Source organism: Shinella sp. AETb1-6 (genome assembly GCF_009826875.1).
In the GTDB taxonomy this organism is placed as follows: domain Bacteria; phylum Pseudomonadota; class Alphaproteobacteria; order Rhizobiales; family Rhizobiaceae; genus Shinella; species Shinella sumterensis.
In genome coordinates this window covers 191,539-216,613 of sequence record NZ_WUMM01000009.1, presented here as the reverse complement: position 1 = coordinate 216,613, position 25,075 = coordinate 191,539, and the positions used below count along the sequence as shown (strand labels likewise).

Sequence of the window (25,075 nt, the reverse complement as noted above, 5' to 3'; positions counted from 1 at the left end):
AATTTTTTCAGGTGACGGCTTCGTTCGTCGCGCCCGCTCCGCTACGACCGCTCGGCAGCCGCGCTATTGTAGATCGCCAGCACCTGATCCACTGCGGCAATCAGGATATCCTCCGGGCGGTCCGCTGCTGTCGGCGCGATCATCGGCAGATACTGATGTAGCACCGTTTCGGGGATGCGAACGCCGTCCAGCACCGCCAGCAAGGCCGAAACGGCACGTTCTGCCTCAGGTCGGGTCCAGTAGTAGCGGATGCGATCGCTGTAGCTGAAATGGCGCTGGATCCTGAGCGCCGTCTCGTCGCCGTGGTAATAGCCGCTCCAGTTCCCGGGTGCGGCCAGCATCAGCGCTTCCATCGCCCGCAGGAGCGGGCGATCACCATAACCGGGCACGATGTCGGAGGCGATCAGGTCGAGAGCATAGAGCGCCTCGCGATAGGCGAAGGTCAGTCCTGGCCCGACCTTCAGGATCGGAAAGCCGTCTGCGACGAGGGCCGCCAGTGCCTCCTGCGTCTGGTAGTCGGTGGAATGGGCCTCGAAGACCAGCGCCGGCTCCCTATCGAGAAGGGCACTCAAGGTTGCGGCGCGCGGCGGATCATAGGCGACGACATTGTCGCTGCCAAATTCCACGCCGGGCTGAACGACGAAGGCGATGACCCGCTTGAAGGCATCGGATAATCCTGCCTTGGCAAAGGCGTCGCGGTGCACGGCAATCGTTTCGCGCGCAGCGCTGGGCGCGGTGGGCTCGACGCCGTCCAATACATGATCGGCACCGCCTGGTATCGGCACTTCCGTGCCAAGGACATAGACCGGCATCGGTAGATTTTCACGCCGGGCCGTTTGCTCGCCAACGGCGCAGAGGGCGGCGGCGCGCGCAGCGACGGTGCGATCATCCAGCGCGACCGGTTCGCCGGCACAGCCCATAGAGGCATCGAGATGGATTTTTGTGAAACCGGCCGCGACATAGGCCTCTACCATGCCTGCCGCCTTTTCGAGCGCCACGGCTGCCGGCTCCTTGCGCCAGGGGTTCGGTCCCAGATGATCCCCGCCGAAGATAATCTTGTCGCGCGTGACGCCCTCTTCGCGCGCGATCGCCTCGACAAAGGCGATGAAATCGGCCGGCGTCATACCCGTATAGCCGCCGAACTGGTTGACCTGGTTGCAGGTCGCCTCGATCAACACCGGACCTTTTCCTTTCGCGGCACGGCGCAATGCTGCACGCAGCACGATTGGATGGGCGGAGCAGACGGAAACGATGCCATAAGGGCGACGGGCGCGGCGGGCATCGGCAAGGCCTGTGAGAAAACGGCTCATATCCCGACCTCCCGGCCCGCTGCCGCGATGAACTCGTCGAGCTCTTCTCGATTGGACACGCCCTCCATCGGCCCCTGCCTCGTGACCGTGCGCGCTCCGGCAGCATTGGCATAAAGCAGCGCGCGGGCCGGGGCGAGGCCGGCGCGTCGGCTCGTCAGATAGGCGGCACCGAAACAGTCCCCCGCGCCCGTCGGATCGACTTCCTCCACAGAGAAGGCCGGGCAATCGACACGGCCGAATTGCCGGCTGAAATGGCTGGATCCGGCACTGCCGCGCTTCAGCGCGATCTCGCCGATGCCCAGATCAAGCAGGCGCTCCACAGCGGCTTCTTCAGTCGCCGCATCAGCCGCGACAAGCAGTTCATCACCAGAGGGAAGCAGGAGATCGGTGACGGCCAGTACATCATCGACAAGCTTGCGACCCTCGTCGGCCTGGGCCAGCTCTTTGCGGATATTCGGATCGAAGGAAACCGACCCGCCGCGCGCCTTGACGGTCGCGACCGCTTCGACGAGGGCGGCGGCGATGCCCGGAATAGCGAATGCCGAACCCATGACGTGAACATGGCCGGACTTGGCCACGAGCGCGCGGGCAGCCTCGGTCATGCGTGCTTCGCCGGCAGCAGAATGGGTGATGTTAAAGATGAAGTCGCGTGCGCCATCCGGCCGGTAGCGCACGAAGGCACTGCCGGTCGGCCTGCCTTGGATGGTCGCAATCGCCGAGACATCGACACCGTCGGCTCGAAGCCGCTCCACGTTGATCGTCCCGAAATCATCCGCGCCCACCGCGGCAACGATACCCGCCGCACCTCCGAACCGCGCAACTTGGTCGATGAAGATTGCTGGCGCACCACTCGGAAACGGGCCAACGAACGACTGTGGCGACAGGAACCCCGCACCGACTGTCGTCGCCATGATCTCCACTAAAATCTCACCAACGGTGATCGTCAGGCCCAGATTTTCAGGCGCCAATTCGCTTGGTCTCATCAATGCTGCCTCCGCCGCAATGGGCCGGTTATCGCCCGAAGCGGCCAACTCGATACGGCAGCAACTTACATCATGTCAATTCAATATTTACGCGCGTAAATTATTTTTTGGAGTGCAGTTCGCTATGTGAGGTTGGGAAGAGCAAATCGAAAAGCGGCATAGAGAATACCTTTATCTATATTTCTCATATACATACGCTTGGCTGTCGGCTTCCCGCCGTCGCACTACGCCACCAGGCGCCTTGACAAGACCCAAGTCGTGCACGATAAAACTTTACGCATGTAATTTTATGCGTAAACATCCGTAAAGGAGGAACGGACCTATGAGGAACATGATCCGCATGCTGTCGGCGACCGCCGTTGGCCTTGGGCTCTTTGCCGGTCTGGCGCAGGCTGAGGAAATCAGCATTGCCACCGTCAACAATGGTGACATGATCATCATGCAGAAACTGTCGGCGGCCTGGGAGAAGCAGACCGGCAACAAGATCAACTGGGTCGTGCTGGAAGAAAACGTGCTGCGCGAGCGCGTGACGACCGACATCGCCACCAAGGGCGGCCAGTTCGATATCATGACGATCGGCGGCTATGAGGCACCGATCTGGGGCAAACAGGGCTGGCTCGCACCAGTTGACGATCTCGGCGACGACTACGACTACGCCGACCTTCTGGAGCCGATCACGGCCGGCCTGACGGTCGACGGCAAGCTCTATGCCGTGCCCTTCTACACGGAGAGCTCGTTCACGCTTTACCGAAAGGACCTCTTCGAAGCGGCCGGCCTCACGATGCCGGACCAGCCGACCTACGAGCAGATCAAGGAATTCGCCGCCAAACTGACCGACAAGGACAAGCAGCAATACGGCATCTGCCTGCGCGGCAAGCCGGGCTGGGGCGAGAACATGGCCTTCGTCGGAACCATGGTGAACGCCTATGGCGGCCGCTGGTTCGACATGGACTGGAAGCCGCAGCTGAACTCGGACGCCTGGAAGAAGGCGATCACCGACTATGTCGCACTTCTCACCGAATATGGCCCGCAGGGTGCCACCGCCAATGGTTTCAACGAGAACCAGACGCTGTTTGCGACGGGTCATTGCGCAATGTGGATCGATGCGACGTCGGCCGCCGGCCGCGTTTATGATCCCAAGCAGAGCGAAGTCGCCGACAAGATCGCCTTCACGCGCTCACCGATCGCCGAGACGTCCAACGGCTCCAGCTGGTCGTGGTCGTGGAACCTCGCCATTCCGGCCACGTCGCAGAAGGCCGAAGTCGCCAAGTCCTTCCTGAAATGGGCGACCTCCAAGGACTATGTGAAGATGGTTGGTGAAAGCGAAGGCTGGGTCGCCGTACCGCCGGGCACGCGCAAGTCTACCTATGCCCTGCCGGAATACCAGAAGGCCGCGCCCTTTGCCGCAACGGTGCTCGAGGCGATCATGTCAGCCGATCCTTCGAAACCGACCAAGGATCCGGTGCCTTATACCGGCGTGCAATTCGTCGCGATCCCGGAATTCCAGGCGATAGGCACGTTCGTCGGGCAGCAGGTCAGCGCCGCGCTGGCCGGCCAGCAGACCGTGGACGCTGCGCTCGAGGCCGCACAGGCCCAGGTCGAACGCGACATGACGCGCGCCGGCTACATCAAGTGAGGCTCCCGTCTGCGGATCAACCCGCAGGCCCTCCCAGGAGGACCCGGCACTTCGGCGCCGGGTTTTCCCAAACCGGATCATCTCAACCAATGGATTTCGCGGCGCCGGCCTTGTCCTGTGACGCATGGAGAAGAGACATGAAACTCAAGGACAAGGTAGCGCTCATTACCGGCGGCGCCCGCGGCATCGGTCTCGGCTTTGCCGAAATCTTCGCCGCCGAGGGTGCGAAGGTCGTTATCGCGGACATCAATCTCGCGCGCGCCGAAGCAGCGGCAGCCACAATCGGCGCGGCCGCGACGGCGATGAAAGTCGACGTGACCAGGCTTGAGGATATCGACGCCGTCGTCAGCAAAATCGACGCCGATTTCGGGGGCATAGACATCCTTGTCAACAATGCCGCCATCTTCGACATGGCGCCGATCCAGGCGATCACCGAGGAAAGCTACCAGCGCGTCTTCGACGTCAACCTCAAGGGGCCGCTCTTTACCATGAAGGCTGTGGCGAATGTGATGATCGCCCGCGGTCGCGGCGGTAAGATCATCAACATGGCAAGCCAGGCCGGTCGGCGCGGCGAAGCCCTGGTGACACTCTATTGCGCCTCCAAGGCTGCGATCATCTCGGCTACCCAGTCGGCAGCACTGGCGCTCGTCAAATACGGCATCAATGTCAACGCGATCGCTCCCGGCGTCGTGGACGGTGAGCACTGGGACATCGTCGACGCCAAATTCGCCGAGTGGGAAGGCCTGAAGCCGGGTGAAAAGAAGGCGGCTGTGGCGAAGTCCGTCCCGATCGGCCGGTTTGCCACGCCTGATGACATCAAGGGCCTGGCCCTGTTCCTCGCCTCCAGCGACAGCGATTACATCCTCGCCCAGACATACAATGTCGACGGCGGAAACTGGATGAGCTGAGCGATGCGAGCGATCCAGTTCACCGCCAAGGGAGAAGCAAGGCTTGCCAATCTGACGATTGACGACATTCCCGCAGGCCACGCCTTGGTCAAGGTAAAGGCATCGGGTCTTTGTCATACAGATATCGACGTGCTGCACGCGCGCTATGGCGACGGCGCCTTTCCGCTGGTGCCGGGCCATGAATATGCCGGCGTGGTGGACGCCGTTGCCGCCGATGTTGCCGGCCTTGAAATTGGCACCCGCGTCGCAGTCGATCCGAACCTGCCCTGCGGCACCTGCCCGTCGTGCCGCAAGGGGCTGAGCAATCTCTGCCGCGACTTAAAGGCCTATGGGGTCTCGCACAATGGCGGCTTTGCCGAATACAGCCTCGTGCGCGCCGATCAGCTGCACGGGATCGGCGCCATGCCCTTCACCGTCGCGGCCCTTGCCGAACCACTGGCCTGCGTGGTGAACGGCCTCAACAGCGCGGGCCTGCGCGGCGCAGCACCTGTTCCAGAGGAGGCGCTGGTCATCGGCGCAGGGCCGATCGGCCTGCTTTTGGCGCTGTCGCTGAAGGCGAAGGGCGTAAAGAGCGTCACCGTCGCCGATATCAACGAGACCCGGCTCGCCTTTGCCGCCGATCTTGGCCTTGGCGGCGTTGTCTCCGGCTCCGCCGAACTTGCCGCCAGACGGCGCTCGTTCGACTTCGTGGCCGATGCCACCGGCATTGCCGGCGTCGTTGAGGGCTTGATCAATCTCGTCGCAGATGGTGGGACGGCACTTCTCTTCGGTATCTGCGCGCCGGACGCCCGCATCTCGATCGCCCCGTTCGAGATCTTTCGCCGACAATTGAGGTTGGTCGGGTCTCATTCGCTCAACCGCAACATTCCCGACGCGCTGGCCATCTTGGAAAAGGACGACGGCTCCATGGCGCAGCTCGTCTCGCACCAACTGACGCTCGACGAAGTCCTGCCGTTCTTCACAAGGAAGCCGACGAACCCCGTGACGATGAAGGTGCAGTTCGTCTCCGACTGATCGCAGAACCGCTTGGCCGACCTCAATTTCGGCTTTCCGCGCGAAATGAGGCCGGTTATGAAAGCGAACACCGGAACCGTAGGGAGCAGCCGCTTGGCCAAGTCGATCAGAACCATGGAGGATTTTTCCGAGTTCGTCGGCCTGTCACGGCCCACGGTATCGAAGTACTTCAACGACCCTTCCTCGGTGCGCAAAAAGACGCGCAATACCATTGAGGAGGCACTCAAAAAATCGGGCTTCAGGCCAAATCTTTTTGCCGTCAATCTCAATCGCCGCCGCTCGAACATCATTGGCGTCGTGATTCCAAACTCGCTAGATCCCTTCTATATGGCGCTGACCCGCCGCATCGAGCTTATTGCTAACGAAGCCGGCTTTCTTGCATTTGTGCTCTCCTCTGACGGCCGCTCGTCAATGGAAGATAATGCGATCAAAACGCTCAAGTCGATGAACGTGGCCGGCGCAATCATTGCCCCTCTCGGCGTTCGCTCCCGCCAGGTTACACTTGAGCAATTGGGTGAAGCGATCCCTCTTGTTTACGTTGATTCACCTATTGACGAATCCTCGGCTTTCGTTGGGACAGATAACCACCAGAGTTTCGGGCTTATCGTTGACTATCTATGCCGTTCCGGTGAGCCGCCATGTTATTTCGGAATGCCTCATGTGAACACCAATGCCGAGAAGCGCGTTTCCGCCTACAGAGAGTCGATGAAGCGTCTGAACATAGAGCCACGCGTTATCACGGTTTCGGATCACTCGACGTGGGATTTCGAAGACTTTGCGTTTCAGGAGGCAAACCGGCTTTTCGAGCGACTTGAACTACTCCCAACGCGCACGATCCTGTGCGCGAACGATCGACTGGCGTTTGGTGTTATTGCTGCAGCATGGCAACGAGGAATAAAAGTCGGCCATGGCAGCGAGTACGACCTGCGCGTCGCCGGCCACGACGATCATCCGCTGTCACGCTATGCTTGCCCACCGATTACCACGGTCGCACAGAACTACAATGAAATCGGTAGGCTTGCGATCGAACTGTTACTCGGTAAACTTAGCGAGAATGAAAATCCCAAACGACGGTCGGATAGGGTTTTCCTCAAGTCGGAGCTCATGCTGCGGCAGTCAGCCTGATTGTTCCCACCTTCGCTTATGGATGGAGAGCTTGCTCTCGAGCGGAATAGAACATCCGTCCAGCCAGATAGCGCCTTTGGCGGAGTTTATGGCATCCTCATGGGGTGGCAGTTACATGTCAGCGACAAGATCGCCGCCGGGCAGCTCGTCCGCCTCCTTCTCGGGCGTTCGTCCATGCGACCGGCTATTCCGGCTGGGTGGCGACGAATTCGCCATCTTCATGCCGGGCCTCTCAGTCCAGGAAGCCAACCTCGCATGCCAAAGATTGTCGCTTTCCCTCTCAAGACCAATGCGGCTGCTCGACTGCCAAGCGACTATTGGAGCATCGTTTGGGGTGAGCGAGGTCAACTCTTCAGGAGCAGACTGCGATGCAGCTTTGCGGTCTGCCGATACGGCTCTGTATCAGGCTAAGGCGCTTGGGCGCGGAGGCGTGATTTCGGCTTCCATCCAACCGGTTCGACGACCGCGCCTTATTCGCAACGGTTGAAGGTGCAGGCGCGATCTGCCCGAGCACTGCGAGCAGCGCCAAGCAATCGTCGACCGCTAGACGCCCATCATGAAAATTTCCCTGACCGCCGATCCGATATCTCAACTGCCTCCTTCAAAAGACTGATATTCTTCGGAGGCCGGATCATCTGCGCTCATCTGCCGCCCGTCAGCCAGCGCCCCTTGACCGCATGCCAGCGAAAACGTCCTAGACCCTGGCGCTGGCAGACAGGACTGCGCCGAGCAATCCAGGAAATCGCGCCTCCAGATCGTCATGCCGGAGGCTCAGCCGACGACCACGCCCCAGGGGCTCGTTGCGAATGACACCCGCCTCACGCAGCACCTTCATCAGGTGCGATTTCGTCGATTTGGGTATCGCAGGGTCGGAAAGATGGCATTGTGCCATATCTAGGGGGCCCCCAGCGAGCTGGCGAACGATCGCCAGGCGTTCGGGGTCACTCAACGCAAAAAGCACGTCGGTCAGCTGCATATCAGACCGAGCAGGATGTGGGAGATCGGTGACATCAGAGGCCATGGTTCGATTTTAGTTGAACCTTTACGGAAATGATAGTAGCGATTAGTTCGAAATTATTCGAACCAATTAGGTATACCGTAACCGATATGACGTTCGCCTTACCGCTCCGCAGTTCGGCCGGCTTCCGCATCACGCTTGCCGGCATGGCCGTAATGATGGCCGGCGCCAGTGCGCCCTCGCCATTTTATCCCGCGCTTCAGCAGGAGATGGGCTTTTCAGCCGCGACGCTGACCGGAATCTTTGCCGTCTATACCGTCGCGTTGCTGATATCGCTGCTCGTCACCGGGTCGCTCTCGGACCACATCGGCCGACGACCGGTGATTTCGGGAGGTTTTGCCCTGATGGCGCTGAGCCTGCTGATCTTTTGGCAGGCGGGCGACGTCGCGGGATTGATCGTCGCACGTGGGCTGCAAGGCATCGCAGCCGGATTGCTCCTCTCGGCTCTGTCAGCCACCGTGGTGGATCTTGAACCCGAAGACAAGCCGGGAAGTGCCTCCATATGGAACTCTGTCATCCCACTGGGCGGGCTCGCCGTCGGCGCACTGCTGGCGGGCATCTTGATGGATGTGACGGATCATGCGGAAGCGGATGTATTCGGCGCGTTGGTCACTGCCTACGCGCTGTTTGCCGCCGTGATCTGGCTCATTACCGAAACAGCGCCGCGGCATGAAGGCGTCTGGGCGTCGCTTCGTCCGCGCATCGGCGTGCCGAAGACCGCTGCTAAAGCTTTCTGGCGCAGCGCACCGGCGGTGATCGCCGGGTGGGCGACGGGTGGCCTCTATCTCTCTCTCGGAGCCCCGATCGTCCGGCATGTCTTCGGCGCGAAGGATCATGTAACGCAAGCCGGCGTGATCGTGCTCCTCTGCGCCGCCGGCGCGATCGCTTGTTATGTCGCGCGCAGCCACTCGTCGCGGCAGGTCACGCTTTACGGGACATCCGCGCTGGCCATCGGCACCGCCCTGACGCTCGCGGCAATCGCCTGGTCATCGCTGCCCGCCTATCTTGCCGCGCTTGCAATCGCCGGAACGGGTTTTGGCACCTGCTTTTACGGCGTGCTGCGGTCGATCGTTCCGGTCGTTCGCCCGGATGAGCGCGGAGAACTCTTCGCCGCCCTGTTTACGTTGAGCTATCTCGCTTTCGGACTGCCCACACTATTGGCCGGCCTATGCGTCGGTGCGTTCGGCCTCACGCCAACAACCCTCGGCTACGGCGCCCTGATCGTCGTGTTCTCAGCAGTGGCGGGCATACTGCGGAAGTTCGGGACAGGGGATTGAGACGTCCCCTGGATCTGGTGCTTTGCGGACCATGGCGACGTGATGCTCGCATCCGTTGCCGATCTCGGGTTTGCAAGCGGGGGCGCCTCCGTTCCGTTATGCGTCGGTGAATTCGTCTCCGCGATACGCCATTAACCGCATGGGCGCACCGTTCCGACTTCCGGCCACGGCAAAGGCCTGATCGGCGCCAACCCACCGCGCATGCGAAACCCGCCCGGCCGTTCAGTGCCAACGGTGCCTTCCGGATTATAGCGGCGTTGCCTGCATCCGCGTCGCCATCTTCCAGAGACGGAAGGCATTCTCCGGATCGACAGCGTATCTTGCCACGCCTTTGAATGGTCCCTGGCCGCGCTCGTCGACCACCGGGGCCTCCTGACAGTCGTCGAAGTACCTGCCGGAAACCCCGTCCACCAGCGGCGACCCGCTAGCAGCGCTGTTGTCGACGCGACCTGCTCTATCGACTTGCGGAGATGCTCGGGCGTTCGCAGGCCTCCGATGTGTCCGCCGCTCTGGATGGCTGCGGCCTCGCCTACGTCACGCGGTGGATGGCGGCGGACGCAATCGCCGACGGGAGACTCAAGCAGGTGCTGGCGGAGTGGACGCCGCCTTACCCGGGGCTTCGCCTGTACTACCCGCGACACCGCCATATCGGACCGGGAATGCGCGCGTTTCTCGACTTCCTGAGAAACACACCTCCCGCCCTCAGTTCCTGATGGGATAGGAATCTCCAACCGCGGCGTCTCTACGGGATTCGCATACATGAAACATGCGGATCAGATCGCCTTGGCCAGCCAATCCGCAAACAGGCGCGATTTGCCGCTCGCCTTGGCATGGATTTTCAGATGGAACGGCACGGGTGAGGAAACCGATTGTGGCACCAGCGGAACGAGCCGCCCCTCTGCCATCACGCTGCTCACCAGCCCGTCCCAGCCCAGCACTGCGCCGACATCGTCCTGGGCTGCTTGCAGCGCGATCATATAGTTGTTCACGAAAAAACCTCGCCCTTTCGGCGCCGCATGTCCCAGCGCCTCGAACCAGTCGGTCCAGGTTGTCCAGCCGTTTTCCTCGTTGCTCATATGAATGAGAGGCACTTTGCCCAGGTCCGCAATGCTCGAAACACGGTGCTGGGCGGCAAACGCAGCGGTCCCCAGCGCGACTATGCGGTCCTGAAAAAGAAAGCGGTGTTCCACGCCGCTCTCGCCGGGATCGCCATAGTGGATGCTGAGATCGCAATGCCCGCTGTTGCTTGGAATATCACTCGTAACCTGTGAGACACTCACGGACGGATAGATTTTCCAGAACGCCGAGATTTTGGGCATGAGCCACAAGGAGCTTATCGCCGTGGTCGTGCGGATCGTCACGTCGACCGTCTCGTTTCGATCGCGGGTCTGGGTCACCGCCTCCGATATCCCCTCGAAGCCACGACGGATCGAAAGGAACAGGAAAGCGCCCTTTTCCGTCAGCTCGACGCCACGGCTGCGTCGAACAAACAGGCTGCAACCGAGATCCAGTTCCAAGGCCTTTATCTGATGGCTGACCGCTGCCGGCGTTACGCTCATTTCCTGCGCGGCATCTTTGAAACTTGCCTTGCGAGCGGCCGCCTCGAAACAGGCCAGAGCCGTCAGGGATGGAAGATCGTAGGGGCGGCGCATCGGTCACCTTATCCGGCACTGGCATTAATCCATCTAATCTCACGCCAAAAAAAGTGCTGTTGTCAATTGGCCTTACCGCAATGACAATCCCGCTGAGTTAAACCACCCGAATGTGCGCCATCGTCATGATGGTGCCTGTCCGTCCATTCATGACCTGCACGGCCACCGGCCACTATCTTGAGGCGTCCATGAAAATTACGGAAATCCATATCTATTCACACGCCCTGCCGGTCGTGGACGGCCCCTATAAGATTGCCAGCAGCGAAGTGTTTTCGCTCGATACCACGCTGGTCAAGATCGTTACCGACAACGGCCTTGTCGGTTGGGGCGAAACCTGTCCCGTCGGCCCCACTTACCAACCGCATCATGCTGAAGGTGCCCGTGCGGCACTGGCGGTGGTTGCGCGGGGGCTGATTGGTGCGAACCCGCTTCAGCCTGTCGTGCTCCGCCGCACCATGGACACCCTTCTGAACGGCCATCAATACGCAAAAGCCGCCATAGATATCGCCGCTTACGATGTGATGGGGAAGCATTTTGGTTTGCGCGTCGCCGATCTTCTGGGTGGTGTTGTTACCGAGCGGGTGCCCTCCTACTACGCATCCGGTGTCGGTGAACCAGATGACATCGCTCGTATTGCAGCAGAGCGTGCGGCCGAAGGCTATCCGCGGCTGCAGATCAAAGTGGGCGGCCGACCGGTCGAGATCGACATAGCGGTCGTGCGCAAGGTGTGGGAACGCATTGGTGGCAAGATGCGCCTTGCCATCGATGGCAACCGGTCGCTAACGACGCGCGACACGCTGCGTCTTAGCCGAGAATGCCCTGACATTCCCTTCATTCTGGAACAGCCTTGCAACACGCTTGAGGAAATCAAGGCCATTCGCGGACAGCTCCATCACGGTGTCTATATTGATGAGAACGGGATTGACCTCTCAACGGTCCTCCGAGCTGTCGGCGAGGGCCTTTGCGACGGTTTCGGCATGAAGGTCACCCGCATCGGCGGCCTACAGCAAATGGCGGCGTTCCGCGATGTCTGTGAGGCCCGCTCGATGCCGCACACCTGTGACGACGCATGGGGTGGCGACATCATCGCCGCTGCCTGCACCCACATTGGGGCAACGGTCCTGCCGCGTCTCAACGAAGGAGTATGGCTGGCTCAACCCTATATCGAACATCACTACGACCCTGAAAACGGCGTGGCTATCAAGGATGGACATATCCAGCTTCCGAGTGGACCGGGCCTCGGCGTCGTACCCGATGAGTCCATCTTTGGCGCCCCTGTCGGTTCCTATGGTTGATGTTGGTGAGAGCCCATCGCATTTCAGAGGTTACAGGTGATCATAATGCAGCACTGACGAGCGCTTCCTCTGGTCCTCCCGCCGATGTGAAACTTCACCAGGAGAAATCCGAAAAAGGGATGCGAAGCAGGTAGACGGCGCCGACGGCCGTCACGATCCACCGGGCCCACGTGCGGTAGCGCTCGTTCGACATGCGATGGAGGATGACGTCGCCGGTTCGCGTTCCGATGATCGCGAACGGCATCGCGGCAATGACGACCATCCAGCCATTGACCGTTAGTTCGGCTGCGGCATCGACGTAAAATAGAACCTTCGTGCCGTGTGTGATGAGCTGGAAGGCCGCTTTCGTCGCAATGATCTGCCGACGATCCATGCGCGTGGTGATGAAGAAGAGGTCGACTGTCGGTCCCGAAACGCCGATGGCGATCGACAGGCTGCCGGATATCAGCCCGCACAGAAAGGCCTGGATCGGTCGCTGGCCGTCCAGCCGCAGCCTGCCCATTGGCAGCCAGACAAGAATGGGCATGACGCCGATCACGACGGACACGACGACGAGGCTGGGCCTATAGTCGATGAAGGCGAGGAAGCCGGCAGCCGTCCCCAGACCGGACAAGAGAAGGATCAGCGTCCGGACATCCAGATAGGCACGAGACATCCAAGCGCGCGAGCCGTTCGACACCATCTGCACCAGTCCGTGTACGGCGATGGCCGAGGCTATCGGCAGCAGGAAAGTCAGGATCCAGAGCAGGATCAGACCACCCGCCATGCCGAAGATCCCAGACAGCAGCGATGTCAGGAACACGGCGACTGTTATGGCGATGAAGAAAACGACCGTCATCTCCCGATCCCGGCAGCGGCCTCTCGACAGGGCGTCATGGCAGATAGAGCCCGCCGCTGACATGGATCGTCTGCCCGGTAATATAACCTCCTGCGGGCGAGGCGAGCATCCTGATCACCTCCGCCACGTCATTAGGCTCACCTTCCCGGTTGACGATCGGGCCCCTATCCCCGGCGAAACGACCGCCAGCGCCCGACGTTGCCGACCGCTTGCCGCCGATACGGCCGGGAACAACGAGGTTCGACGTGATGCCATGGTCTCCGAGTTCGGCGGCGAGCGCCTTGGCGAAGCCGATCAGCGCCGATTTCGCCGTTGCGACGTGCAGCCGGTCGATCGCGCCCGCATGGGCGCTCACGCCTCCGATCGTGACGATCCGGCCGCCACCACGGGCAACCATGTCCGGCACGAGTGCCCGCGTCACGAGGAACGCGCCTTCAACGGCAACGGTATAGACCGACCGGAAGGTCGCAAGGTCGAGGTCTGCGAGCGCCCTCTCGCTGCGGATCGCGGCGTTGTTGACCAGAATATCGACGCGGCCAACGCGCTCGTGAATCTCTTCGACGAGCCGTTCCACGGCGACCTCGTCCGTAATGTCGGCGAGCAGCGCCGTTGCCTGCCCGCCGGCAGCGCGGATCTCGTCGGCAACGGACGCGATCTCGGCAACTGACGAGCGGGCGTGCGTTATGACATGGGCGCCCTCCTCCGCCAGAGCGAGCGCCGCCGCCCGGCCGATACGACGGGCTGATCCGGTGACAAGCGCGACCTTGCCGGCCAATGGCGTTCCGCGGCGGTTCGACATGCGGTGCACTCTCTACAGCTTGAAGGACAACGTTCCGTCGCGGCGCACCTGCGCGACGAGATCCAGTTCCCATTGCAGGTACTGGCGCATCGCCTCTTCGCGCTTGTCGGCGCGCTCGAAGGCCTTAAGAAAGACATCGTCCGGCGTCGATGCGAGGTTCGTTCCGCCGCTTTCCACGGCGTGGCCAGCCGCGATCCAGGCGTCTGTTCCACCTGTTAGCACCCTGACGGGCGTTCCCGTCGCCGCCGCCAATTCGGCCGCCGCCAGATGCGCATAGACGCCGTCCGGGGACGTTGCCACATAGAGCGGCGCTGCGGGAAGGCGCGAAGCGTCGGCAGAAAGCCGGCCGCGCAGCGCAAACCATGCACCGGGAATGTGTCCGGCACGATACTGCCGACTTGTCGCGAAATCGACGACGACCGCCTCGCCTGTCGACAAGCGCGCGGCGAGATCCTCGACGCTCGTCGCCTCCGGCGCGGCGTCGTCCGTCGCTAGCAATGTTTCCGGCGCGTCGCCGGTTTCGGTCGGCAAATCGTCGTCCCCTTCGAGGACGAAGACCGACGGAAAGCCCATCCGGTTGAGCCAAGCGGCGGTCGTGCGAGCCCGAATGCCGTCATCATCGGCAAGCACGATCCGCGCCTGTCTGACAGCGATGAAGGTATCCGTTGCCTGGACGAGTTGACCGCCCGGCGCCGAGCGGAAACCGCGGATGTGGCCGCTGCGATATTCGCCCGGATCCCGCACGTCGAAACGGTAGAGGGTGGTCTCGTTCTGCTCGGATTCAAAGCGTGCCAGTTCACCGGCTGTGATCGTCACAACCGCGTATCGTTCCGCGATTTGCCGGGCCGCGGTTTTTGCCCAGGCGCGTGCATCCTGCGTCGGTCGCGGCGCGACGCGGGCGGCGCCGCGCTCGACCTCGAGACCGGCCAGATGCCAGCCCTGTGTCCCATCCTTCAGCGAAACGACGGGATTGGCGAGACCCGCATCGATGAGGATTTGTGCGCCGATGATGGAGCGCGTACGGCCGCCGCAGTTGACGACAACAAGCGATGTCTCGTCCTTCACGGTTTCGCACACGCGCAGCACCAGCTCGCCGCCCGGAATATCCACCGCACCCGGGATGGTGATCCAGTTGTATTCATCGAACGGCCGGCTATCGATGAGATAAACGGTCTCGCCGGCACCGCGTCTGGCCTGCAGTTCCTCCGCGGAAATATGCGGGGTCCCGTATTCGATCTCGACGAATTCCCCGAACGCCTTGCTCGGGACGAAGACGCCCTCGAAGGTCTCGAAGCCCGCTGCCTTCCAGGCCGCAATGCCACCATTGAGCACCGAGAGATCGTAGTATCCCGATTCGATGAGGCGCGAGGCCGCGCGGGCGGCCAGACCGTCGCCGTCATCAACGAGGACGACAGGCGTGCCATCGCGCGGTACGAGCGCACGCGTCAACCGTTCGAGGCGGCTGAAAGGAAGATTACTCGCTGCAAGGAGATGCTCCCCAGCGAAAATTCCTTCCTCCCTGATGTCGAGGAGCGCAAGTTCTCCTCCGGCGAGCAGGCGAGCATGTAGATCCTTCGCGGTGATCGGCTTGAGGGGGGCAGTCAACATCATTCTCCAGTCATCGGCTCCGCCTTCGGACGGAGCCGGGTTTTACGTCTCGCGGGTTACTGGCGGTTGAAGACTTCATCGAACTTCTGCAGAAAAGCTTCGGACGCCTCGCCGCCGATATCCTGGTCGGCGACGATGATCTTCAGGTCGCTAAGCCGCGGAAGGCCACCCGGGATCGGGGTATCGGGATGGGTCGGTATGTAGGAACCGGCCTTGGAAACCACCTCCTGCCCCTCGGCGCTCGACAGCACTTCCAACAGCAATTTCGCCGCCGCCGGATGCGGGCCACCTTCGAAGATCGCAAGATACTGCTCGTTGGCGACGACGCCCTCCTCCAGAATATAGGATTCGATGCTCTGGCCCTTTTCCCGCGCCGTGATGACGTTCTGCGAGGAAATCAGCGGCGAGAGATCACGCTCGCCGGCGACAAGCAGGCGGACGGATTCAGCATTGCCGCGGGTGAAGAGGAAGTCCTGCTTCGCAAGGCCTGCGATCGTATCCCAGTCGATGATCTTGTGAGCAAGCAGCGTCTGGAACCAGGTCAGCTGCGAGGAGGCCGTCCGCGGATCGGAGAAGACGATCTTGCCCTTCCATTTCGGGTCGAGGAAGTCGGAGATCTTCTTCGGCAGGACGGATGGATCCGGATAGACCTTCGGATTGTAGGCGGCCGAGAGCAGGGTCGCACCAACGGCGGTGAAATAGCCGTTGTCTTCACGGAAATAGCCACTGAGCTTGTCGAAATCGCGCACCTTGTGTGCGGTCAGCCAACCCTTGTCGCGCCAGCTGTTCAGGATGAAGCGCTGACTGATGAAGGTGACGTCCGGATTGGTGCGGCCCGCCGCCTTTTCGGCCTCGATGGTCGGGATCAGATCGAGCGTCTGCTTCTGGACGATCGAGAGGCGAACATCCGGGAAGGTGTTGCGCCAGAATTCAAGGACGGCCGTGCTCGTTTCCTGCCGATAGGACGTGTAGAAAACCACCTCCCCGTCCTTCTTTGCCGCCTCGTAGAGATCGGCGAAGCGCTCGGGCAGGGTGTCGGCAAGGGCCGCAGCAGGCGTCAGCAGCCCCGCGACGAGGCCGAAAGCGGCGGCCTTCATCAAAAGTCTCTTTGTCATCGAAGTCATCGTTTTGCTCCAAAGGTCTCGGTGGTCAGTCTGGGGATGGGAAAGGATCAGGCGGCGTCGATCGCTCGGTTGTGCCGATGCCGGCGGCCGGGACGCCGCAGGCCGAGGTGGTCGCGCAGCGTCCGCCCTTCGTATTCCGTGCGAAACAACCCGCGCCGCTGCAGCTCCGGCACGACGAGCGCGATGAAATCGTCGAGCCCGCCCGGCAGATGCGGCGGCATGATATTGAAGCCGTCGGCCCCGTCGTTCAGGAACCGCTCTTCCATCACATCGACGATCTCTTCGGGCGTTCCGGTGACCTGCCAGTGGCCGCGCGCACCGGCGACCCGGAGCGCCAATTGGAGGATCGAAAGCTTCTCGCGTTCGGCTAGTTCAAGCAGCAGCGTCTGGCGGCTGCGGGCGGCGTTGGTGAGCGGGATATCTGTTGGCACGGGCGCATCGTGCGGCAGGTGGCGCAACGGCACGCCAAGCCGATGCTCCAGGATCGACAATGCCACGTCCGGATGGATGAGGTTTTGCAGTGCCTCGAATTTCGCCTCCGCCTCCTCCCTCGTCCGGCCGACAACCGGAAAGATGCCGGGCATGATCTTCACGTCGTCCGGGGAGCGACCATTGGCGATCGCCTCCGCCTTGACCTCCCGATAGAAGGCCTGCGCATCAGCTAGCGTCTGCTGGGCGGTGAAGACCACCTCGGCAGACGCCCCGGCCAGCGCCTTGCCCGGACCGGAGGAGCCTGCCTGTACCAGAACCGGCCAGCCCTGCGGCGAACGTGGAATGTTGAGCGGACCGCGCACGCCGAAGAACTCGCCTCGATGATCGAGCCGGTAAACCTTTTCCGGATCGAAGAAGACGCCCGTCGCCTTGTCGCGGACGAAGGCGTCGTCCTCCCAGCTGTCCCAGAGGCCGCGGGCGACGTCGAGGAATTCACCGGCGCGCCGATAGCGATCGCCATGGGCTAGGTGTTCCTCGCGTCCGAAATTGAAGGCTTCTGCCTCGTTGCCGGAGGTGACGAGATTCCAGCCGGCACGCCCGCCGCTTATATGATCGAGAGAGGCGAATTTGCGCGCGAGGATGTAGGGCTCGTTGTAGGTCGTCGACGCCGTCGCCACGAGGCCGATCCTCTCGGTGACGGCTGCAAGCGCGCTCAACAGTGTCAGCGGCTCGAACTGCGCGACGTAATGGGTTGAAAACCGGGCAAGCGCGCCCCAGTCCTCGCCGCGGGCGCCAGCGCTGTCGGCGAGGAAAAGGAGATCGAACTTGGCGGCCTCGGCTGCCTGCGCAAGGCGTGCGTAATGGCGAAAGTTGATGCCGGCGTCAGCCTGGCCATCCGGATGGCGCCAGGCAGCGGCATGGTGACCGGTCGGGTAGAGGAAGGCTCCTAGAGCCATATGTCCGTTGCGTCTTGTCATGATTTTCGTCCGTCAGAGACCAATGGCCCGCGCTATCGAACGGGCTTCCAACAGGCCGGCGTCCCTCCAGGCGGTCTCACCCGCCGCTTCTCGCCCGGCGATCTGGCCGGTCACGAAGCACTCGGCGAGGTTGCCGGCGCCAAGATAGAGGAAACCCCAGATCGACCCGATCTCACCGGCCTCGTAGAGCCGCGGAATAGGCTCGCCATAAGCATTGATGATGCGCTGCTTTTCATCATGCACCGGCCCACCCTGGGTATTGTTGACCACGGGCCAGAGAGTGCCGACATAAAAAGGCGGCTCCGCCACAGGGAAGAGCGACCTCGGCGGACGGCCGAATGCATCGTCGCGGCCGGCCGCGACCGAAGCGTTCCAACGCGCAATGCTGTCCGCGAGGACGGCCGGATCGGCCCTGATGAGTGCTGCCAGCTCGTCCAGGCTGTCGGCACGGCGCAGGATGCCGTTCTCGACTTCCTTCAGATTGTCCGGGCTCCAACTGTAGGGCTCGACGGTACGGTCGTTCACCACGGCCTGGCCGATCGGGTAGAGCGCCCTGCCCGCCTCGTCGAACACGAGATAGGCGGGGATTTTCGGGAAGCTCTGGGTTTCGGGCGCGAATTCGTCGAGCGGACGGTGACCGGTATCCTGAACATAGGGCTGGTATTCGTTCATGAACCGCCGCCCCGTGCCGTCAAGCACGATCCAGGACATCTGCACCTCGGGTTCGGTGACCTCCGGCGTCCAGTCCGGCAGGCGCTTCACGCGCAGCGCATAGGGGTAGTCCGGATCCGGATGGCGGAAGCCGTAGGAGCCGTGGAAATTCCACATGTGCCAGAGATCGGCGCCGGCGGCCTGCGCCATGCGGATGCCGTCGCCGGTATTGCCGCGCGTCGCGACGGGAAGGACGGGCCGGATCTGCCAGTATTTCCGCTGCAGCACCGGGTCGGCCTCGAAGCCGCCGGAGGCGAGGATCACGCCCCGGCTCGCCGCGATACGCCTCGTCGTCGTGCCGTTTCTCACGACCGCACCCAGAACGTCGCCGTCCGGCCCCGTGATCAAACGCTCGGCCGCCGTTTCGAGCCGCACCTCGATGCCGCGGGTGCGGACATTGTCGTGCAACAGCTTGAACACGTTCGGGCCGAGAAGGCGCCCGCGCGCGTGGGGATACTCCTGGCGCGCATCGAAGCCCGGGATAGACGTCACTTCGACAATGCCGAGCGCGTCATGTCCTGGGAACGGATAGTTGCCGCCGCGATTGCGCAGGTTGATCTCGGCGCCATTGACCTTCGCGAGATCGCGGAAATAGCCCTCCAGATTCGCCATGCCCGAGGCGATGGCGTCGAGGACGGAATCCGGCACGTCCGGTCCGGCGCTGTGGCGGAGATATTCGCGGCCGCGCGGCAGGTCGGTGATGGTCCTGACGCCGCCGCCGGCGCAGATCGAAATACCACCCGGATCGGGCATTTTCTCGATGAGCAGCACACGTGCCCCCGCATCGTGCGCGGCAATCGCGGATGCCGCACCGGCAAAGCCGAAGCCGACGACGAGCACGTCCCAGGTTTCATCGAAGGGTTCGCCTGTCTGGGCGGATCGGGACATGTCTGCTCCTGTCATGTGATGACGGCCGTCTTCTTGCGGTTGAAAATGCGGGCGAGCAGCAGCATGAAGAGGCTGACGCCGACGATGATGACGGCAAGTGCCGCGGCGAGTTCGACGGCGCCGTCTTCGATGAACTGCAGCACGACGGTCGGCATGACCTGCGTGTCCGACTGGGCGAGGATCGCCGACATGGAGAGTTCGCGCAGGCTGAGCGAGAAGACGAGCACCCAGGCGATGCCGACCGCGCCGCGCACGAGCGGGAAGGTTACGTCGCGAATCGAGCGCAGCCACCCGGCGCCGGAAATCCGCGCGGCCTCTTCGAGATCGCTCGACAACTGCTGGATCCCGTTGCGAACCATCACGAAGGCGATCGGCAGCAGCTTGCCGGCATAAGAGATGAGGATCAGCATCAACGTGCCGTAGAAGAGATCGACATAGCCCATCAGCACGCCGACCGCGTAGGCGATCGACGGGAAACCGTAGGCGATCATCACGAGAAAGCTGATGAGTTCCCGGCCGAAGAAGCGGAACCGCTCGACGATCCATCCCAGCACGAGGCCAAGCGTCGCGCAGACCGTGGCGGTGGCAAGCGCCAGCAGGATCGAATGCAGGATGGAGCTGCGTGCCGGATAATAGGGATCGACGATCAAGGCGTAGTGCTTGCCGACCAGGTTGTCGGGCGTGATTTCCGCGCCGAAATTGCTGAGCGTCGACAGGAGAACGAGCGCGCCGAGCGGCAGGACGGCCGTGACGAGGGCCACCACGACGCAAAATGCGCCTGCCGCCCAGCGCCAACGCCCGAGCGCGATGACCTGTTCGGGCGAGGCCTTGCCCGAAAGCGTGCGGAAATTCTCGGCCCGGATCACGTATTTCTGCACGATCAGGCTGATTGCGGTGAAGACCATAATCGGCATGGCGACGGCGGCAGCATAGTTGAACTGGGGCGGGAAGGTCAGCAGATCGTAGATCTTCGTCGTGATGACGGAGAAATTCGCCATCGTCCCGATCGCAGCCGGCGCGCCGAAGGAGGAAAGCGCATCGAGCATGACGAGGATAACGGCCGAGAGAATCGCCGGACGAACGAGCGGCAACGTCACCGTCAGCGTCGTCTTCAAGCGGCTTGCGCCCAGCACCCGGGCAGCCTGCTCATGGCTGGAATCGATATTGTTAAGGGCGACGTTGAGCGCGAAGAAAACAAGCGGATAGACGCCCACGATCTCGATGAAGACGAGGCCGCCGAAGCTCATGATGTTGAGCGGCGCGTGGGTGAATCCGAGATAGTCGACCGCGAGTTTGTTGAGATAGCCGGAATTGGGTGCAGCGAGGAATATCCACGAGATGACCGAGATGAACGTCGGGATGACGAAGGAGATTCCGGCGGTGAGCACGACGAGCGACTTGCCTGGCGCGTCGGTACGCGCGACGATCCAGGCGAGTGGAATCCCGAGCGCGCAGGCCCCGATCGTTACCCAGGTAACGAGCCAGACCGAATTCGTCGTCGCCGTCCACATGCCGCGGCGTGAAAAGGCCGTCGCGAAGGTCTGGATGGTGAGATTACCGTCCTGATCGACGAGACTGTAGCCGATCAGCAGCGCAAGCGGATAGGCGATCAGCGCAAAGAGGATAGCAAGCGCCGCGCCGATGACGAGGGCTCGGACAGGCTGGATTGTCGAGAGATGGCGACGAAGGCCAGCGAGCGCGTCCGGTGACGCTGACGACGCGGCCGCCCTGGCAAGGCTGAGGCCGGTCATTCTACGATCCACGCGCTGTCCGGCCGCGCCCAGAGCCGCGTCTTGCCGTCGACGAAGGCGCCGCGCTCGCGCGATTGCACGCGCAGAAGCGTCTGGCCCGCCCGGAGTTTAACTTCATAGTGTCCGCCGAGAAAGGCTTCCGAGATGAAGTCCGCCTCGATGGGCCGCTCTTCCGCATCGGTCGTCTCGGCCTTGAAACGAAGGTCCTGGAGGCGAATGAGGACGGTGGCGCGGCTGCCGGGCGTGACGCCGGCAAACCAGGCGACCGGCGCGTTGCTCCACACCTGCCCGCCGATGTCGAGGCTGACGAGCGTGCGCCCGGTCCTGACATTCTTTTGCAGCACAGTCCCTTCGAGGAGGTTGGCCGTTCCCACGAAGCTTCCGACGAAGCGGCTCGCCGGCTTGCGGTAAACCTCTTCAGGCGTCCCGATCTGCTCGATCCGACCGGCATTCATCACGACGATCCGGTCCGCGAGCACAAGCGCCTCGTCCTGGTCGTGCGTGACATAGAGCGAGGTGATGCCGAGTTCTTTCTGAAGCTGCCGGAGCTCGAAGCGCATCTCCTCGCGCAGCGAGGCGTCGAGGTTCGACAGCGGTTCGTCGAGAAGCAACAGGGAAGGCCGCGTCGCAAGCGCCCGGGCGAGCGCGACGCGCTGCTGTTGTCCGCCGGAAAGCTCGGCCGGGTAGCGTTTGGCGAGGTCGCCAAGCTTCACCAGATCGAGCGCTGCCGCAACGCCCTCACGCACCTCGGCGCGGGAGTTTCGAGACATCTTCAGGCCGTAGGCGACGTTTTCTTCAACCGTCTTGTGCGGCCAGACCGCATAGGTCTGGAAAACCATGCCGAGGCCGCGTTTTTCGGGCGGGAGCGTATAGCGCGCGTCGGAGGCTAGGACGCCGTCGAGATGGATTTCGCCGCCGTCCGGCTGGAGAAATCCTGCCACCATGCGCAGCGTCGTCGTCTTGCCGCACCCGCTCGGGCCAAGCAAAACAACGCTTTCGCCCGCCGTCACCGAGAGATCGATGCCGCTTACGGCGGCCGTATCGCCGAGCGATTTCCTGAGGCCGCGGAGCGTCAGGCGTGCGGAAACGTCTTCGGCACCGTCCTGATGCTGGCTTGCTCCGGAGAGCGGTTCGATTTTCGCAAGCAAGAATGCCTCCTCAGTCTTTCGGTTTGCCGGTTACGCTCAGGCGCTCCTGGCGTAGCGGCTGGCCGGGCGTGGTAGGCCAAAATGGTCACGCAGCGTGCGTCCGGCATAACGGGTACGGAAGAGGCCGCGCTGCTGGAGGATCGGAACGACCTCATCGACGAATTCGGTCAGGCCTGAAGGCGAGACGGCTGGCATGATGTTGAACCCGTCGGCCGCGCCTTGCTCCACCCATGTCTGGATATGATCGGCGATCGCCTTCGGCGTTCCGGCAAGCACTTTGTGCCCGCGACCCCCGGCCAACCGATGAAGAAGCTGGCGGAGTGTCGGTCGCTCGCGCCGGACGATTTCCAAGATGATTCCGGCACGGCTCTGCGCACCCTGGACGGTTTCCGGCGCCGGAAATGAGTCTATCGAGATTGGCTCGTCGAGCGGCAAATTGGAGAAATCGAACCCGTCAAAGCGTTGCGACAGGTGCTTGAGGCCGACAGCCGGCAGGGAAAGCGCGTTCAGTGCCTCTTCGTTGGCCCTTGCTTCGGCTTCCGTGGAGCCGAGAATAGGTGAGAGACCCGGCAGGATCTTGAGCGATGCCGTATCGCGGCCAAAGGCGCGGGCCCTACCCTTTACATCCGTATGGAAGGCCTGCGCATCCGCAAGGTCCTGTTGGGCTGTGAAGATCGCCTCTGCATAACGGGCCGCAAAATTGCGGCCGCTTTCCGACGAGCCCGCCTGCACCAACAGCGGATGCCCTTGCGGTGAGCGCGCCTGATCGAGCGGCCCGCGGACGGTAAAGTGATCGCCGCGGTGGTCGATCTGATGAATCCGGTCCGTGTCCGCATAGATTCCATTGTGACGATCATAGACGCGGGCGCCGTCTTCCCAGCTGTCCCAGAGCTTAGAGACGACATCGACGAATTCCGTCGCCCGCTGATAACGGTCGCCGTGCTGGGCACGCTCCGATGCTCCGAAATTTCCTGCCGCCTCGGCAGACCAGGAAGTGACGATGTTCCAACCGGCCCGACCACCGCTTATATGATCGAGTGAGGCAAACTGACGCGCGAGATTGTAGGGCTCGTTATAGGTCGTCGAGGCCGTCGCGATGAGGCCGATCCGCTCGGTTGCACCCGAAAGCGCCGAAAGAAGCGTGAGCGGCTCGAGCTTGCCTTGCGCTACGTGCCGTACACTGCGACCGATCGCGAGCTGATCAGCAAGGAACAGGCTGTCGAAGAGCCCGCGCTCGGCAATCTGGGCGATCTCGCGATAGTAGGAAATATCCGTCGTCCGCTCGGGTTGCGCTTTTTCGTGCAGCCAGGAAGCCTCGTGATGGCCGGTTGTTGGGACGAAAACATTAAGATGAAGGGCGGTATCGGCGGTCATCGCGGCTACTGGTTCGTTTCGCTTGCAAAACAGACGGCTATGAAATGGCCTCGTCGGTCGACCGCGAGCATAGTTGGCAAGCACCGGCCGTACAGGACGGATTCACTAAATTTGATAGATTTTATAGATTATTATGGCGCGCCGCGGCTTTTGCTTGCCTTGGAATTGAGCCGCCTTGGAGCGGCCACATCCTGCGGACGCACCAGGGATGTCAGTTCCGGTTCGGTGCGACAAGGACACGGACAGGCTTGCCCTCGCGCCATGCGCGGATATTCTCGACCGTGTCGCGGAAGAACGCCGCATACGCACCATTCGTGACGTAGCCCAGATGGGGTGTCAGTACAGTGTTTGGCGCTGCGCGCAGCGGATGGTTGATCGGTAGGGGCTCCTGATCGAAGACATCGAGGCCGGCAAGAATACGACGCTCTTTCAGGGCTTCGAGCAAGGCGCCTTCATCGACCAGCGGGCCGCGCGACGTGTTGATCAACATGGCGCCCCGCTTCATGGCACGCAGTTCCGTATGGGAAACGACATGCCGGCTTCGTTCGCCAAGCACCAGATGGAGCGAAACGACATCTGCCTCCTGGAAGAGCCTCATCTTCTCGACGCGGAGAGCGCCCGCTTCGGCCGCGCGATCGTTCGTCAGGTTCGGGCTCCAGGCAATGACATCCATGCCAAAGGCTCGGGCGATGGGCACCATGCGCGCACCCAGCTTGCCGAGACCGACGAGGCCAAGGGTCTTGCCGGCGAGCGTAGAGCCGATTGTCTTCTGCCATCCGCCTTGGCGCAGGCGCGCGTCCTCTTCGGGAATGGAGCGGGCAAGCGAAAGGATAAGACCCCATGCAAGCTCCGGTGTGGCAGTGGCAGATTCACCCGCATGCGTGTGGCAGACGGTGATCCCATGTTCTGCTGCCGCCGCCATATCGATCGTGCGCACACGTGCCCCCGTGACAACCACGAGCCGCAAAGCCGGCAACCGGGCAATGACCTGCGCCGAAAGGGGCATGCGCTCGCGCATCAAGCAGAGAACGTCAAAGCTGGCAAGGGCCGAGACGATCGCATCGTCCCGATCCAGATTGTGATCGAACCGGACGACTTCGACGTCCCGTCCGAGCGACGACCAATCGGCCAAAGTAAGGGCGACGTTCTGATAGTCGTCGAGAATGGCCACGCGCAGCATTTAGACCCTTTACGCTTTATCCTGATG

The 25,075-nt window shown here is 62.2% G+C and carries 22 protein-coding genes and 1 pseudogene; 8 read left to right on the top strand and 15 right to left on the bottom strand.

What is annotated here, in order from left to right; all coding sequences use genetic code 11:
* Positions 1 to 41 precede the first annotated feature (41 nt).
* Together GR158_RS17540 and GR158_RS17535 are read right to left on the bottom strand one after the other, a co-directional pair.
* Positions 42 to 1,310 (bottom strand): D-tagatose-bisphosphate aldolase, class II, non-catalytic subunit, encoded by a 1,269-nt coding sequence (locus GR158_RS17540; RefSeq protein WP_160871982.1) that lies wholly within the window; start codon positions 1,308 to 1,310, stop codon positions 42 to 44.
* Positions 1,307 to 2,293, bottom strand: coding sequence for a sugar kinase (locus GR158_RS17535; RefSeq protein WP_160872005.1), 987 nt, complete (start codon positions 2,291 to 2,293; stop codon positions 1,307 to 1,309). Before GR158_RS17535 ends, GR158_RS17540 begins: the two co-directional genes overlap by 4 nt.
* Positions 2,294 to 2,615: 322 nt before the next feature.
* On the opposite strand from GR158_RS17535, the gene GR158_RS17530 reads away from it, so the two are divergent.
* From GR158_RS17530 to GR158_RS25660, 5 genes are all read left to right on the top strand, one after another.
* On the top strand, positions 2,616 to 3,929 hold the full coding sequence (locus GR158_RS17530) for a sugar ABC transporter substrate-binding protein (RefSeq protein ID WP_160871981.1): 1,314 nt from the start codon (positions 2,616 to 2,618) through the stop codon (positions 3,927 to 3,929).
* 137 nt (positions 3,930 to 4,066) lie between these two features.
* Positions 4,067 to 4,837 carry an L-iditol 2-dehydrogenase gene (locus GR158_RS17525; RefSeq protein WP_160871980.1) on the top strand — a complete coding sequence of 257 codons (771 nt, stop codon included), beginning with the start codon at positions 4,067 to 4,069 and terminating at the stop codon, positions 4,835 to 4,837.
* Positions 4,838 to 4,840: 3 nt separating this feature from the next.
* Positions 4,841 to 5,851 carry an alcohol dehydrogenase catalytic domain-containing protein gene (locus tag GR158_RS17520; protein WP_160871979.1) on the top strand — a complete coding sequence of 337 codons (1,011 nt, stop codon included), beginning with the start codon at positions 4,841 to 4,843 and terminating at the stop codon, positions 5,849 to 5,851.
* Between the two features lie 114 nt (positions 5,852 to 5,965).
* Positions 5,966 to 6,976 (top strand): LacI family DNA-binding transcriptional regulator, encoded by a 1,011-nt coding sequence (locus GR158_RS17515; protein WP_160872004.1) that lies wholly within the window; start codon positions 5,966 to 5,968, stop codon positions 6,974 to 6,976.
* A complete protein-coding gene (locus GR158_RS25660; protein WP_371731733.1) occupies positions 6,906 to 7,463 on the top strand; it encodes a GGDEF domain-containing protein in 558 nt (185 codons plus the stop codon). Before GR158_RS17515 ends, GR158_RS25660 begins: the two co-directional genes overlap by 71 nt.
* A gap of 207 nt (positions 7,464 to 7,670) precedes the next feature.
* On the opposite strand, the gene GR158_RS17505 is transcribed toward GR158_RS25660, so the two are convergent.
* Complete coding sequence (locus GR158_RS17505) at positions 7,671 to 7,997, bottom strand: helix-turn-helix transcriptional regulator (protein ID WP_134650286.1); 327 nt, start codon at positions 7,995 to 7,997, stop codon at positions 7,671 to 7,673.
* Between the two features lie 86 nt (positions 7,998 to 8,083).
* Between GR158_RS17505 and GR158_RS17500 the strand changes: the two genes are divergently transcribed.
* Positions 8,084 to 9,271 (top strand): MFS transporter, encoded by a 1,188-nt coding sequence (locus GR158_RS17500; protein ID WP_160871977.1) that lies wholly within the window; start codon positions 8,084 to 8,086, stop codon positions 9,269 to 9,271.
* A gap of 246 nt (positions 9,272 to 9,517) precedes the next feature.
* Here the strand turns inward: GR158_RS17500 and GR158_RS25420 are convergent.
* Positions 9,518 to 9,771, bottom strand: a pseudogene (locus tag GR158_RS25420) (oxidoreductase); the annotation flags it as partial.
* Between GR158_RS25420 and GR158_RS17495 the strand changes: the two are divergent.
* Positions 9,742 to 9,984 carry a LysR substrate-binding domain-containing protein gene (locus GR158_RS17495; RefSeq protein WP_160871976.1) on the top strand — a complete coding sequence of 81 codons (243 nt, stop codon included), beginning with the start codon at positions 9,742 to 9,744 and terminating at the stop codon, positions 9,982 to 9,984. The pseudogene GR158_RS25420 and the gene GR158_RS17495 sit on opposite strands and share 30 nt — an antisense overlap.
* A 60-nt stretch (positions 9,985 to 10,044) precedes the next feature.
* On the opposite strand, the gene GR158_RS17490 is transcribed toward GR158_RS17495, so the two are convergent.
* Positions 10,045 to 10,923, bottom strand: a complete 879-nt coding sequence (locus GR158_RS17490) for a LysR substrate-binding domain-containing protein (RefSeq protein WP_160871975.1) — start codon at positions 10,921 to 10,923, stop codon at positions 10,045 to 10,047.
* Positions 10,924 to 11,111: 188 nt separating this feature from the next.
* Between GR158_RS17490 and GR158_RS17485 the strand changes: the two genes are divergently transcribed.
* Positions 11,112 to 12,218 (top strand): mandelate racemase/muconate lactonizing enzyme family protein, encoded by a 1,107-nt coding sequence (locus GR158_RS17485; protein ID WP_160871974.1) that lies wholly within the window; start codon positions 11,112 to 11,114, stop codon positions 12,216 to 12,218.
* 94 nt (positions 12,219 to 12,312) lie between these two features.
* On the opposite strand, the gene GR158_RS17480 is transcribed toward GR158_RS17485, so the two are convergent.
* The 10 genes from GR158_RS17480 to GR158_RS17435 all read right to left on the bottom strand — a co-directional run bounded on the left by GR158_RS17480 (position 12,313) and on the right by GR158_RS17435 (position 25,048).
* The gene (locus GR158_RS17480) at positions 12,313 to 13,056 is read right to left on the bottom strand and encodes a sulfite exporter TauE/SafE family protein (protein ID WP_160871973.1); all 744 of its coding nucleotides are present in this window, start codon (positions 13,054 to 13,056) and stop codon (positions 12,313 to 12,315) included.
* A 34-nt stretch (positions 13,057 to 13,090) separates the two neighbouring features.
* On the bottom strand, positions 13,091 to 13,855 hold the full coding sequence (locus tag GR158_RS17475; protein ID WP_134650281.1) for an SDR family NAD(P)-dependent oxidoreductase: 765 nt from the start codon (positions 13,853 to 13,855) through the stop codon (positions 13,091 to 13,093).
* Between the two features lie 12 nt (positions 13,856 to 13,867).
* Positions 13,868 to 15,463 carry a rhodanese-like domain-containing protein gene (locus GR158_RS17470; protein ID WP_160871972.1) on the bottom strand — a complete coding sequence of 532 codons (1,596 nt, stop codon included), beginning with the start codon at positions 15,461 to 15,463 and terminating at the stop codon, positions 13,868 to 13,870.
* Between the two features lie 56 nt (positions 15,464 to 15,519).
* Positions 15,520 to 16,578: an ABC transporter substrate-binding protein gene (locus tag GR158_RS17465; RefSeq protein ID WP_246665696.1), complete on the bottom strand. Its 1,059-nt coding sequence runs from the start codon at positions 16,576 to 16,578 to the stop codon at positions 15,520 to 15,522.
* Between the two features lie 56 nt (positions 16,579 to 16,634).
* The gene (locus GR158_RS17460; RefSeq protein ID WP_160871970.1) at positions 16,635 to 17,996 is read right to left on the bottom strand and encodes an LLM class flavin-dependent oxidoreductase; all 1,362 of its coding nucleotides are present in this window, start codon (positions 17,994 to 17,996) and stop codon (positions 16,635 to 16,637) included.
* A gap of 12 nt (positions 17,997 to 18,008) precedes the next feature.
* On the bottom strand, positions 18,009 to 19,595 hold the full coding sequence (locus tag GR158_RS17455) for an FAD-dependent oxidoreductase (RefSeq protein ID WP_160871969.1): 1,587 nt from the start codon (positions 19,593 to 19,595) through the stop codon (positions 18,009 to 18,011).
* 11 nt (positions 19,596 to 19,606) lie between these two features.
* Positions 19,607 to 21,346 carry an iron ABC transporter permease gene (locus GR158_RS17450; RefSeq protein WP_160871968.1) on the bottom strand — a complete coding sequence of 580 codons (1,740 nt, stop codon included), beginning with the start codon at positions 21,344 to 21,346 and terminating at the stop codon, positions 19,607 to 19,609.
* Positions 21,343 to 22,494 (bottom strand): ABC transporter ATP-binding protein, encoded by a 1,152-nt coding sequence (locus GR158_RS17445; protein ID WP_202402328.1) that lies wholly within the window; start codon positions 22,492 to 22,494, stop codon positions 21,343 to 21,345. Before GR158_RS17445 ends, GR158_RS17450 begins: the two co-directional genes overlap by 4 nt.
* Positions 22,495 to 22,530: 36 nt before the next feature.
* Positions 22,531 to 23,868, bottom strand: a complete 1,338-nt coding sequence (locus tag GR158_RS17440; RefSeq protein ID WP_160871967.1) for an LLM class flavin-dependent oxidoreductase — start codon at positions 23,866 to 23,868, stop codon at positions 22,531 to 22,533.
* Positions 23,869 to 24,079: 211 nt separating this feature from the next.
* Positions 24,080 to 25,048, bottom strand: coding sequence for a D-2-hydroxyacid dehydrogenase family protein (locus tag GR158_RS17435; protein WP_160871966.1), 969 nt, complete (start codon positions 25,046 to 25,048; stop codon positions 24,080 to 24,082).
* Between the last annotated feature and the right edge of the window lie 27 nt (positions 25,049 to 25,075).